Genomic DNA, 12,368 nt, shown 5'->3' on the forward strand with positions numbered 1-12,368 from the left:
CCGCCAAATCGGCGGTTTCGGATCAACCGAACGGGGTAAAGCGCCCGCTTGTGTCACTTTATCCTACCTCGCGCGCCATTCCCGTTCGCAATTGATCGGCCCTGGAGCGCTCACTGAGCTTACCCGTTCCGAGCGCATGCTCGAACCAGTCGGTTCAGCGAGAGGAGTTCAGATCGCGGCCCGGTTCCGAGTCGGCCCTGAGGGCCGCTCACCGTCCCGCGGCGACTCGGAGAACATTACCCCCCGACCAGACCCCAGGCAAACCGAACGCGCTGTGTCGGCGGTCACCCTTCCCTGGATCGCTTGATCCCCCTGGGGCCCCACCAGACCCCACACCGCACACAGCACCCCTCGAAGCCCCTTCAGTCTCGCTGCCACCAACTGAAACCTGTTCTCGTAAGCCTTCTGTGGAGATGCCGAACGAGACTCGGAAACTTGCTGAAACACCCTTGAAATAAGGGGAAGAGCATCACATGATGTGCAGCACTGCTGGATGCAACAGATTCCAGTAGAGGCACCACCCCACTCCACGGGGAGGATCCAGACCAGACCGCGTGCCGGATGTTCGGGGGGACGGCAGGCGCAGCGCGGTCCCGTACCCAAGGAACTACGCGCATGGACATCACATCCTCCGAACCCGTCGACGAGCCCCTGACGCCGCCCGCCGACCCCATCGGCACCGGCCCTGAGAGCCACACCAGTTGGAAGCGCTTCGCCCTGTTCGCCCTACCCGCGACCGCCGCGGTCGGCGGCATCGTCGTGGCCATGGCCGAGGGCGCGCTCGCCGCGTCGTTCACCGTCTCCGGGCAGGACTTCAAGATCTCCGCCGACGAACTGCACGGCGAGGGCTTCGTGCAGTACGGCTGGCTGAACGAGACCGCGCGCGGTGAGGCCGTGCCCGCCGCGGTGGCCGGAATCCGTGAGGCGGAGATCCACAACCTCTGCCAGTCGGTGCTCACCGAGTTCCCCATCATCGGCACCATCTCCCTCACCCTCACCGCTGGAGACCAGGGAACACCGGTTGAGGCCAGCAACCTGATGATCGACATGTCCCAGATGGACGGCAACGCCGAATTCGAGAACATCGAGATCGGCCGTGACGCTTCCACCCTCGACAAAGGACCGGAGGGAGCACGGGGCTTCCAGGACACCTTCGGCATGCAGTCGGACACCATCCACGTCGAGGGCCTGGAGCAGACCGCCCGTGCGGCCAGCGCCGGAACCTTCCGGCTCTCTGGGCTGAGCCTCAGCCTGCGGCTCGGGGACGACGAGTGCTTCTGAGGGGAACGCGTCGGGGGTCCCGCCGCCCCGGAGAGGGGACGCGCGGCCCGCGTGCCTGGCGTGACTGGCGCAAACGCCGCCCCTTCGCGGGCGGGCTCCTGATCATCGCCTCCGGCGTCGTACTGGCCTCATTCGTGATCATGCCGCTGGAACTGATGGTTCAGACGGGCGTCGGCGGGGTCTCGTCGCTGCTGTTCGGCGGGATGCTCGTCCTGCTCGGTCTGGTCACCTGGTTCACCCCGAACCAGCACGTCATCACCGGATCGCTGGCCGGGTTCCTCGGCCTGGGCGCGCTCATCCTGTCGAACCTCGGCGGCCTACTGGTCGGCACCCTGCTGGCCCTGCTCGGCGGCGGCCTCGCCTTCGCCTGGCGGCCCGTCGCACGTCCGCCCCATCGGCGCTGACCCCTGGTCCCTCGTCCCTCCGACGACCCCACGAGCTCCCGGGGCGCGCGGGCTCCGGCCCACGCGTTCCCGGTCCCGTCCGGCAAGTCCCGTCTACCTACATCGGCGCGATTCCCCAGTACCGCTGGGCGTCGCTCGTGTGTGGCGCCCGGCCACCACACAAGGAGTCATCATGTCGGTTCCCCGACCGAGATCCCGCACCCGCTCCTGCCTCGCCGTGTCCGCCGCGGCCTCCGCCGGTGTCCTCAGTCTCACCCTGGGCGGCACCGCCCTGGCCGCGCAGGCCGCCTCCACCACCGTCGAGCCCGCCGGGGCCGCCTTCGAGGCGTCGATCTCCGGCAGCGCCGTCTTCACCGCCGGGAACGTCGTGATCACCTGCGACACCTCGTCGACCTCCCCCGGAGGCGGCAACAACCTGGTTCCCGACACCCCCGACAACCACAACCCCGCGGGTCCGGTCTCCGGCCCGATCAACTCCCCGGACTTCACGGACTGCTCCACCAACATCACGTTCGTGTCCGCCACCGTCGACGTGGTCGACCCGGTGTGGCAGATGTCGATGCAGCACGGTTCGCCGTCCGTGGGCACCATGGTGGTCCCGGCCGGGGGCATCGTGGTGACCACGAGCGGCCTGGCGTCGTGCACCGCCACGGTGAGCCCGAACGCCGACATCGGCATCGCGGGCACGTGGACCAACGGCGCTTCGGTCTCAACGCTGGAGTTCGACACCACCGCGCCGACCGTCGTCGAGGGCGGCTTCGGCTGCCCGACGGAGGTGACCGAGTCCGGCTTCACCGCCACCTACGCGGTCACCAACGCCGACGACCCGACGGCGCCGATCACCGTGACCGGCTGACCCCGACCAGCTGACGGGGACACGGGGCCGACCCATGTCCCCGGGGAGCCCGGCCCGCGCGGGCCGGGCTCCCGGAAGAGGGTCGAGGGGTCAGTTCTCGTCCTCCATGTCCTCCGTGTCCTCCATGGAGTCGGTGGAGTCCTCCATGCCGTCGTCCATGGCGTCCTCCTCCGTCATGTCGTCGTCCATGGAGTCGTCCATGTCCTCCTCTTCCATGCCCTCATCCATGGAGTCCTCATTCATGGAGTCCTCCTCCATGCCGTCATCGGTCCCCTCCTCCATCTCCTCGCTCTCCACGGCGGGCTCGTCGCCCGCCGTGTCGTTGCACGCGGCCAGGGAGAGGGCGGCGGTGGCGCTGATGGCTCCGGCCACGAGGAGGCGGCGCAGGGTGTTGCGTGCGGTCATGGTTGGCTCTTTCCTGTTCTGCCGTTGATCCGTCGTCCGTCCCGGAGCCCCGTCCACGGGCCCCCGGGAGGTCTTGTGTCCACGTCCGGGGGCCGACCGTCAGGTGACGGTCACCTCGATCGTGTGGTGGCCGGTCGCTCCGTCGGGGGCCACGGCGGCCCGCTCCGACGTCTGTGTCGCACCGCCCCTGTCGGTGGCACGCACGGAGATCCGGTGCTCCCCCGGTTCGGCGTCCCACTCGTGAACCCACTGGCGCCAGGTGTCGGCGGTGTCCTCCTCGGCCAACGTGGCCGCGCGCCACTCGCCGTCGTCCACTCGGACCTCCACCCGGTCGATCCCGGTGTGCTGTGCCCAGGCCACACCCGCGAGCATGGTCGTTCCGGCGGGCACCGTCGCGCGTTCGCGCGGCGTGTCGATCCGCGACTGTGTCTTGATCGGTCCCCGGGCCGACCACCCCCTCGGGACCCAGTAGGCGTCGAAGGCGTCGAAGGTGGTCAGCTCGATGTCGACGATCCATTTGCAGGCCGACACGTACCCATACAGGCCGGGCACCACCATGCGGGCGGGAAACCCGTGCTCGTGGGGGAGGGGCTGCCCGTTCATCCCGATCGCGATGAGGGCGTCGCGCCCGTCCATCACGTCGGCCACGGGCGTGCCGATGGTCATGCCGTCCTCGGAGCGTGACACGAGCTGGTCCGCCGGTCCGCCGTCCGCGGGTGGGCTCACACCCGCTTCCTCCAGGAGGGTGGCGAGCGGCACGCCGATCCAACGCGCGTTGCCCACGTACTCTCCACCGATCGGGTTGGAGACGCAGGCCAGGGTGATGTCGCGTTCGGTGAGGTCGTCCCGGGCGAGCAGGTCCGCGAAGGTGTACACCCGCTCGCGCGCGCCCAGTCCGTGGACCCGGAGCGACCAGGTGGAGGCGTCCACGCGCGGTATGGAGAGGGCGGTGTCGATCCGGTAGAACTCGTCGTTCGAGGTGAAGAAGGAGGCCAGCCCGTCGATCTCCAGGTCCGCGCCGTCAGGGACGGGGGCCGCCGGGAAGGCGGGCCGGGGGAGGGAGACGTCCTCTCGCGCGAGGCCGACGCCCGTGCTGGACGAGGCCAGCGTTCTGGCGACCGTCCCCGCGCCCGCCGAGGCGACAGCGGCGGCGCCCGCGAGCAGGGTGAACCTCCTGCGGTCGAATCCCCGGGGCTCCTCCGCGGCGGTTCGGGTCCCCTCCGGAGCGGGCTGGTGCTCGTCCGGGGCGGGCTGGTGCTCGTCCGGGGCGGGCTGGTGCTCGTCCGGGGCGGAGGGCACCGGTCGTGACGCCGCCCTGAGCAGCCAGACGAGGACTCCGCCGCAGGCGACCGCCCCGGCGAGTGTCGGGGGCGTNGCACCCCGCTCCCGGGACGGGTGAGGGCCGCGGCCAGACCGACCGCCCCGAACACCGCGATCCCCGCGAAGCCGATCCACCTCCGCCGGGCCGCGGCCGCGCCCAGCAGCGCCGCCGCGGCCGCCAGGATCATGCCCATACCGACGAACAGGGCGATCTTGTCGGCCGTCCCGAAGGTGTCGACCGCGAACTGCTTCACCGGCTGCGGGGTGAGATCGACGACGGCGTCGCCCACGGCCAGGAGCGGTGTCGACGCGGGCCTGGACAGCAGGGCGCCGACGACCTCGGCCGTCGCGAGCGCGGCACCGGTCGCGACCAGGCCGACGATCGCTCCCGGCAGGCGTCCGGTGGTGCGGGTGGTGTCGAACATGCCCTGGGTTCGGAACCGGTCCGGCCGGGGAGACGTGGAATAGGATCACGAAAAGGTAAACATGTCCCGATCGGGACGTCGCCCCGCCGCACTCCGCGCCGAATACCGGGAAACGGCAGGCGGGAGGACGGTGACCGTGGAACGGGTGAGAGACATCGGGATGGATGGCGCCGGCAGGCCCGGCGGGGGATCGGTGCCCTCGAACGACGAGCTGGCCGAGCTGGTCCGCAAGACGGCGGTGGGCGACCTCGCCGCGTTCGAGCGTGTCTACCGGGAACTGTGCGGACCGGTGTTCGGTGTGGTGCGCCGGGTCCTCCTGGACGAGGCCCAGTCCGAGGAGGTGGCCCAGGAGGTGTTCCTGGAGGTGTGGCGGCACTGTTCCCGTTTCGACCCCGCGCGCGGGAGCGCCCGTTCCTGGGTGCTGGTGATCGCGCACCGCAGGGCGGTCGACCGGGTGCGGTCGGAGGAGGCCGCGACGGAGCGCACAGCCGCGGCGGGCCGCCTGGAACCGGGGGCGACCCCGGCCGACGGCGTGGAGCAGCACGTCGAGACCAGTCTCGAACGGGAGAAGGTGCGGCGTTGTCTGCGCCGGCTCACCGAACTGCAGCGCGACGCCGTCCGGCTCACCTACTACACGGGCTACACGCAACGGGAGGCGGCCGACCTGCTCAAGGTCCCGTTGACCACGTTGAAGGGACGCCTGCGCGACGGTCTGATCCGACTCCGTGACTGCTTGGGGGTGGCCGCATGAGCGACGTGGACATCCACGGCCTGATCGCCGGATACGCGGTGGACGGTCTGGATCCGCAGGAGCGTGCCGCTGTGGAGCGGCACCTGCCCGAGTGCGACGACTGCCGACGCGACCTGGCGGAGTTCCGGGAGACGCTGGTCAGACTGGCTTACGCGGAGGCCGCCCAGCCGTCGGAGGAGTTGTGGACGCGGATCAGCGCCCAGGCGCGTCGGACGCGTCAGGCACCGCTCCCGCCCCTCCCGAAGGCGGACGGGGAGCGGGCGGCGGGGCACGGGCGTCCGGCCGACGGGGACGAGGGCGGGAACCACGGCGGGGACGGGAGCGCCGCCGAGGTGGTGCGCGGCCCGGCGCGCTGGTGGCGCAGGCAGTTGCCGTGGCTCGTGGCGGCGGCGTGCGCACTGGTCGCGGTGTCACTGGGGGTCACACTGCTGTCCGTGGGCCGCACCATGGAGGAGAGCCAGCGGCACCACGCCGAGGTCGAGGCCCTGCTCGCCGCGCCGGACACGCACATGCACGAGGGACCGCTGGGGGACGACGCCCGGGCCACGGCCTTCACCTCCTATGAGATGGACGCGCTCATGCTCGTCGTGGAGGGGCTGCCGGACGCGCCTCAGGGGATGGCCTACCAGATGTGGTACGTCGACGAGGACGGCATGCGGTCAGCCGGGATGCTCTCGCTGTCGTCGGACGGGCGCTACGCCGGGATGGCGCACGACATGGGCTCCCCCGTCCAGGTGGGGGTCTCCCTGGAACCGGAGGGAGGCATGCCCGAACCGAGCGAGCGGCCCATGAAGTTCGACCTCTGATCAGCTTCCGGGCGATCCGCGCCCGGAAGCCCCGCGAAGCACCCGCTGCTCTGTCCCGGAGTGACAAACCGGCCCGACCGGACACTCACTCCGGAACAAAGAAAAACCGGCGGCCCGTCGCCTACCGTCGCAGTACTCCGGGGAGTCGGGCGGCGAAGGCTCTCCGGTGAGGCGCGGACCGCTTCGCCCGTCCCTGATGACCCTTCGGAGACATCATGGCGTCCAACGCCGGAAGCCCGTCCGACACCTCACCCCTGCGACAGACCCTGAGCACGGTACGGGTCCTCGTCCGCTCCGGGGTGATCAGCCCCGGGCGGCCCGACCGGATCATCCGGCAGCTGCGCGCCCTGCGCACCTGGGGTGCGACGGTGGCCGGGGCCTACGCCGCCGCGAACGAACGTGTCCCCGACCGGGTGGCCGTGGTCGACGAACGGGGTGCGGCCACCTTCCGGGAGATGGACCTGCGTGGTCGCGCCCTCGCCCGCATGCTGCACCGCCGCCTGGGTGTGGGCGAGGGGTCGCGGGTGGGGGTGCTGTGCCGCAACCACAGCGCGTTCGTGCAGGCGATGATCGCCTGTGGTCGTCTGGGCGCCGACTCCGTCCTGCTGAACACGGGACTGTCCCCCGGGCAGTTGGCCGCCGCGTCGGTGACCAACGGGGTGTCGGTGCTCATCGTCGACGACGAGTTCGAGGACCGGTGCTCAAAGGTCCCCGGTGATGTTCCCCGTGTCCGGGCCTGGGGGGACGTCCCGGACGAGGGCCTCCAGGTTCCGTGGCGCGCCCAGGAGGGCGCGGAGGCCGATCCGGCGCCGCCGAGTCGCCCGGGGAGGCTGATCGTCCTGACCTCGGGGACGACGGGCACGCCGAAGGGCGCGCGCCGCCCGACGCCGCGGGGTCCGCGGGACGCGGCGTCCGTGCTGTCCCGGATCCCGCTGCACGCGTCGGACCGCGTCCTGGTCTCGGCGCCGTTCTTCCACACGTGGGGGTTGGCGGGTGTCCAGTTGGGGATGTCCCTGCGCACGACACTGGTCACGCGCCGCCGGTTCGACCCGGAGGACGCGTTGCGGGCCGTGGCCGAGGAACGCTGCACGGTGCTGGTCGCGGCCCCGGTGATGCTGCGGAGGATCATGGACCTGCCCGCGCGGGTACGGGCGAGGTACGACACCTCGTCGCTGCGCATCGTGGCGTGCAGCGGTTCCGCGCTGAGCCCCCGGCTGATCACGGAGTTCATGGACGAGTTCGGGGACGTCCTCTACAACCTGTACGGGTCGACCGAGGTGTCGTGGGCGACCATCGCGACCCCGGAGGACATGCGCAAGGCGCCGAGCACGGCGGGGCGGCCCCCGGTGGGCACACGGGTGGCGATCCTCGACGCGGAAGGTGAGGAGGTGCCACCGGGGACGGAGGGGTCGATCTTCGTCGGCAACGCGATGCTGTTCGACGGGTACACCAACGGTGCGAACAAGCGCAGTGCGCACGGGCTCATGGAGACCGGCGACCGGGGGCACATCGACGCCGAGGGACTGCTGCACGTCGCCGGGCGCGACGACGACATGATCATCTCGGGTGGGGAGAACGTCTTCCCCCGCCCCGTGGAGGAGTCGATCCTGACGCTGCCCTCGGTGCGCGAGGTGGCGGTGACGGGTGTGCCGGACGACGAGTTCGGCCACCGCTTCGCGGCGTTCGTCGTGCCGCGTGAGGGTGCGCGGGTGGACCCGAACGAGGTCCGACTGACCGTCCGCAGGGAGCTCGGCCGATTCTCCGTGCCGCGTGACGTGGTCCTGTTGGACGAGTTGCCGCGCAATCCCGCGGGCAAGGTGATGAAGCGGTACCTGCCGACGGACCTTCCCCAGCGGTGACGGCGTCCGCCGGTTCCGTCCGGTGCTCGGCTTCCGGCGGCCCGCGGGCCGCCGGAGGGCCTTCGGGCTCGTGAGCCGGCCGAGCGCGGGTCCGCCCGCCCGGGGCGATACCTTCGAGGCACCCTAAGACCTCGTGCGCGAGGACATCGAAAACTTTGACATCGCCCACGCGGTAACTACCATGTGTTCGGTGTCGGACCGAACCCCTGCCCCTGAGGGCGGTTCCCCCCTGCCCCCCGTCGACGAGCAGATGTGCTTCGCGCTGTACACCGCCGCGCGGGCCGTCACCAACCTCTACCGGCCCTTCCTGGATCCGCTGGGGCTGACCTACCCCCAGTACCTGGTGATGATGCTGCTGTGGGAGCGGGGAGACTGCTCCGTCAAGGAGATCGGTTCCGTCCTGCAACTCGACTACGGCACCCTCACCCCGATGCTCAAGCGTCTGGAGACACGGGGCCTCCTCCACCGCGGCCGCGATCCCGAGGACGAGCGGACCGTCCGCGTCACCGCCACCGACAAGGGGCGGGGGCTGCGCGACCGGGCCGAGGGCATCCCCGAGGCGATCGGCCGGGCCATCGCGCTCCCCGAGGGCGAGTTCGAGTCCACGCGCCTGTCCCTGGGGCGCCTGAGGAGCAACGTGCTCGACCACGGCGTGCCCCCCTCCGAGTCACACCCCTGAAATCCCCGTCACCGTGTCCACTATCGGGGGATGGCGACGGACACGGTCGACGGCGAGGGCGGGCACCACGGGGGTCGTGCCCGCCTGCTCCGTGTGTGGGCGGGCCGTCGTGCCCGCCCACACACGTGTCAGCGCCCTCCGCCGGAGCACGGTGTCCACCGGAACCCCGTAACGGGGCGGGGCGACTGCGTTACCTTGGTGACATGTCGATCTGGGCGTCGGACAACCGCAGCGGACAGGTCCGCGAGGCCCTCACCATGCTCCTGTCCCAGGGGGTGATCGACGACTTCCGCATCCGCCCCGAGGACGAGTTCCCCTTCCGGGTGCAGATCTCCGCCGGCGTCGTACCGATGACCGAGCACCAGGCGGCGCACTTCGCGCTGGGCGCCACGGTCGCCCACTTCGGCCGCCTGGCCAGGGGTGAGAGCCCGCTCTGAGGGGGTCAGCCGACCGGGTCGCCGATGCCCCAGAACGCGACCGTGTGACCGGTCGAGCAGACGGTGTCGAGGAAGTAGGCGCCCGCGCTCCCGCACCCGGTGGAGGGCTCGACGGGAACGCCGTGCCCCATACCCGACACCGTGTACCGGGCGACGGCCGCCGTCGTCGGTCCGCCTCCGTGGTAGGCCGCCGTGGTGGAACCGCCGATCGTCTCGGTGCTGTCGGGTTCACCGGACACGCCCGCGACGTTCGTCCACTGCGCGACGCTCGCGTCCGCGTTGGCGGGAACGACCGTGTAATCGGCGGTGCCGTGCCAGACGGCGACGCGCGGCCACGGTCCCGTCCAGTCGGGATACTTGGCGCGCACCTGGTCGCCCCACTGTCCGGGGGTCCGGGTCACACCCGGGTTCATGCAGGTGAACGCGTCGAGCATGCCGTCGGCGCACCCCACGGGCACACCGGCGACGACCGACCCCCCGGCGAAGACGTCGGGGTAGGCGGCGAGCAGCTCACCGGCCATCGCGCCGCCGGCGGAGAGACCGGACACGTACACCCGGTCGGCGTCGAGCCCGTACTCGGCCACGGCGTACCCGACCATGGAGCGTACGGAGGCGGCCTCGCCGGACCCTCTGGCCACGTCGCCGGGAGAGAACCAGTTGAAGCAGCGGCTGAAGTTGTTCAGGTAGTTCTGCTGGGCGTAGACGAGGGCGAAGCCGGAAGCGTCGGCGTGCTCGGCCCAGCCGGAGTGGGCGTGGTAGGCGGCCGCGTCCTGGCCGCAGCCGTGCAGGAGGACGACCAGGGGTGCGTCGTCGGGGAGACCGTCGGGCACGTACGCGTACATGCCGAGGTTTCCGGGATCGGCGCCGAAGGAGGGCACCGGGGTCAGTGTCGCGGCCTCGGCACGCGGTGCGGTGGCGAGGAGGACGGTCGCGGCGGCGGCGACCAGGGCCAGCAGCGCCGCGACGGACGTTCGGAGGGTCGGGGCCGTCCGAACGGCCCTGGGGGAGTTCATGGGAACCTCCGGGTTCGACGGTGGGGGTCGGGTTCGGCCGAACCGTCGCACGGAGCCTAACCCGGACTGTGACCCAGTCGACATGTCGATGAGACCCTGATCACAGACGCTCGCGCCGTAGGAACTCCACAGTCCCCCTGAAGGCATGTCAATCCACCACACATCCTCGGTGGCGCGTGTGTACCCGAACTCCATCCCGTGTTCGGCCCGCCCGACCTACGTTGCTGGCATGACGATGCACGAGTCCCCGTCGGGCACGGTCGAGCAGGCGCCCGGCACCCCCGCCCCGACCACCGCCGCCCACACCGCCCGGGTCGACCTGACCGGCAGGACCGCGCTGGTGACCGGTGCCGCCAGCGGCATCGGCCGCGCCTGCGCGCTGCGGCTCTCCGCCTCGGGTGCCGCCGTCCGGATGGCGGACCTGGACGGTCGGGCCCTCGCGGAGCTGGCCGACCAGGGCGTCGGCGAACCCGTCGAGATCGACCTCACCGACCTGGACGCCGCCGAGGAGGCCGGGCGCGGCGCCGACATCGTCGTGAACAACGCGGGGGTCCAGACGGTCGCCCCCGTCCAGGACTTCCCACCGGAGCGTTTCTCGTTCATCCTTCGACTCATGGTCGAGTCGCCGTTCCGCGTCGTGCGCGGTGCCCTCCCGCACATGTACGAGCGGGGCTGGGGCCGCGTCGTGAACATCTCCTCGGTGCACGGGCTGCGCGCCTCGGCCTACAAGTCGGCCTACGTGACCGCCAAGCACGGGTTGGAGGGGTTCTCCAAGGTGGTGGCCCTGGAGGGCGCTGAGCACGGCGTGACCTCCAACTGTGTGAACCCCGGCTACGTGCGCACCCCCCTGGTGGAGCGGCAGATCGCCGAACAGGCGGCGGCGCACGGCATCCCGGAGGAGCGGGTGGCCGCGGAGGTCCTGTTGGCCCGGAGTCCGGTGAAGCGGCTGATCGAACCGGCCGAGGTCGCCGAACTCGTCGTCTACCTGTGCGGTGACGACGCGTCGTTCGTCAACGGCGCGTCGCTGGCCGTCGACGGAGCATGGAGCGCGAGCTGAACACCATCCCCACGTCCGAGGACGGCGCGTCCCCGGACGACCTCCCGGACGAGCACCCCGACCACGCGTCCGCCGACGGCCCGGCGGGCCCGGTGGACCAGGCGCCCTTCCTGGACCTCCTCCTGCGGGACGCGCCGACCGTCGAGTACGAGCGGCCGGTGCTGCGCGCCCGCGCGGAGGGCGCCGACCCGGCCGTCGTGGCCGCCCTGGAGAGCGCGAAGCTGACGGCGCTGCGCGTCCGTTCGGTCATGCGCGACCGGCAGCGCCGCGAGTCCGAGCTGAGCGCCCTGTTCGAGACGGCCAACGACCTGGCGGGGATGCGCAGCCTGGACCAGGTCCTCCAGGCGATCGTGGAGCGGGCCCGGCACCTGCTCGGCACGGATGTCGCGTACCTGACCCTGAGCGACCCGGAGGCCGGCGGCACGTACATGCGGGTGACGTCGGGGTCGGTGTCGGCGTCCTTCCAGCAGCTGCGGCTCGGCGCGGGCAAGGGTCTGGGCGGCCTGGTGGCCAAGACCGCGCTGCCCTACGTCACGGCGAACTACTTCACCGACCCGCGGTTCACCCACGCGGAGAACATCGACCACGCGGTGCGCGAGGAGGGCCTGGTGGCCATTCTGGGCGTACCGCTGAAGATGAACGGCCGCGACGTGGGGGTGCTGTTCGCGGCCAACCGGCGTGAACGGCCGTTCGCGCACTCGGAGGTGGCGCTGCTGGCATCGCTGGCCACGCACGCGGCGATCGCGATCGACAGCGCCAACCTCATCGACGACACCCGCCGCGCCCTGGACGAGCTGCACACGGTGAATGAGCGGCTCCAGCGACACACCGCGTCCGTGGAGCGGTCGGCGGCGGCGCACGACCGGCTGACCGACCTCGTGCTGCGCGGCGGCGGGGTGCGCGAGGTGGCGGCGGCGATCGCGGAGGTGCTGGGGGGTTCGGTGCTCATCCACGACACGACCTCGGACGCGTCGGTGACCGCCACCCCCGAGGGCGTGGTCGGCGAGGCCGAACCGGGTGGTGACCCGTCACACGACGCCGACCTCGCCGAGGCGGTGCTCTCGTCGCTGGCCAA

12 protein-coding genes and 1 pseudogene are annotated in these 12,368 nt (G+C 71.3%); 10 read left to right on the plus strand and 3 right to left on the minus strand.

All coding sequences use genetic code 11. The annotated features are described in order from the left end of the window. The first annotated feature begins 615 nt into the window (after positions 1-615). From D471_RS0127430 to D471_RS0127440, 3 genes are all read left to right on the plus strand, one after another. Positions 616-1,281, plus strand: coding sequence for a DUF6230 family protein (locus D471_RS0127430; protein WP_017601580.1), 666 nt, complete (start codon positions 616-618; stop codon positions 1,279-1,281). Further along, positions 1,278-1,685, plus strand: coding sequence for a DUF6114 domain-containing protein (locus tag D471_RS39790; RefSeq protein ID WP_275041356.1), 408 nt, complete (start codon positions 1,278-1,280; stop codon positions 1,683-1,685). Before D471_RS0127430 ends, D471_RS39790 begins: the two co-directional genes overlap by 4 nt. A 172-nt stretch (positions 1,686-1,857) precedes the next feature. Further along, entirely contained in the window at positions 1,858-2,541 is a 684-nt protein-coding gene (locus tag D471_RS0127440; RefSeq protein WP_017601582.1) for a hypothetical protein, read from the plus strand. 90 nt (positions 2,542-2,631) lie between these two features. Here D471_RS0127440 and D471_RS0127445 read toward each other — a convergent pair whose 3' ends face one another. Both D471_RS0127445 and D471_RS41415 read right to left on the minus strand, forming a co-directional pair. Beyond that, a complete protein-coding gene (locus tag D471_RS0127445; RefSeq protein WP_017601583.1) occupies positions 2,632-2,946 on the minus strand; it encodes a hypothetical protein in 315 nt (104 codons plus the stop codon). 99 nt (positions 2,947-3,045) lie between these two features. Further along, positions 3,046-4,245, minus strand: coding sequence for a molybdopterin-dependent oxidoreductase (locus tag D471_RS41415; RefSeq protein ID WP_017601584.1), 1,200 nt, complete (start codon positions 4,243-4,245; stop codon positions 3,046-3,048). Between the two features lie 606 nt (positions 4,246-4,851). On the opposite strand from D471_RS41415, the gene sigK reads away from it, so the two are divergent. The 5 genes from sigK to D471_RS0127475 all read left to right on the plus strand — a co-directional run bounded on the left by sigK (position 4,852) and on the right by D471_RS0127475 (position 9,223). Then, on the plus strand, positions 4,852-5,442 hold the full coding sequence (gene sigK, locus D471_RS0127455) for an ECF RNA polymerase sigma factor SigK (RefSeq protein ID WP_051059266.1): 591 nt from the start codon (positions 4,852-4,854) through the stop codon (positions 5,440-5,442). Beyond that, on the plus strand, positions 5,439-6,248 hold the full coding sequence (locus D471_RS0127460) for an anti-sigma factor (protein ID WP_017601587.1): 810 nt from the start codon (positions 5,439-5,441) through the stop codon (positions 6,246-6,248). Before sigK ends, D471_RS0127460 begins: the two co-directional genes overlap by 4 nt. Before the next feature lie 215 nt (positions 6,249-6,463). After that, positions 6,464-8,107 carry an AMP-binding protein gene (locus tag D471_RS0127465; RefSeq protein WP_017601588.1) on the plus strand — a complete coding sequence of 548 codons (1,644 nt, stop codon included), beginning with the start codon at positions 6,464-6,466 and terminating at the stop codon, positions 8,105-8,107. Between the two features lie 181 nt (positions 8,108-8,288). After that, positions 8,289-8,786 (plus strand): MarR family winged helix-turn-helix transcriptional regulator, encoded by a 498-nt coding sequence (locus D471_RS36535; RefSeq protein WP_051059265.1) that lies wholly within the window; start codon positions 8,289-8,291, stop codon positions 8,784-8,786. Positions 8,787-8,989: 203 nt separating this feature from the next. Next, complete coding sequence (locus tag D471_RS0127475; RefSeq protein WP_017601590.1) at positions 8,990-9,223, plus strand: hypothetical protein; 234 nt, start codon at positions 8,990-8,992, stop codon at positions 9,221-9,223. An 8-nt stretch (positions 9,224-9,231) separates the two neighbouring features. Here D471_RS0127475 and D471_RS0127480 read toward each other — a convergent pair. Next, a pseudogene (locus D471_RS0127480) lies at positions 9,232-10,236 on the minus strand (extracellular catalytic domain type 1 short-chain-length polyhydroxyalkanoate depolymerase); the annotation flags it as partial. Between the two features lie 229 nt (positions 10,237-10,465). Here D471_RS0127480 and D471_RS0127485 point away from each other — a divergent pair. Together D471_RS0127485 and D471_RS0127490 are read left to right on the plus strand one after the other, a co-directional pair. Then, entirely contained in the window at positions 10,466-11,293 is an 828-nt protein-coding gene (locus D471_RS0127485; protein WP_017601592.1) for a 3-hydroxybutyrate dehydrogenase, read from the plus strand. Beyond that, positions 11,278-12,368: GAF domain-containing protein (locus tag D471_RS0127490; protein ID WP_017601593.1), on the plus strand; the 1,091-nt coding region annotated here is incomplete at its 3' end. The genes D471_RS0127485 and D471_RS0127490, both read left to right, overlap by 16 nt.

This window comes from Nocardiopsis lucentensis DSM 44048, assembly GCF_000341125.1.
Classification (GTDB): domain Bacteria; phylum Actinomycetota; class Actinomycetes; order Streptosporangiales; family Streptosporangiaceae; genus Nocardiopsis; species Nocardiopsis lucentensis.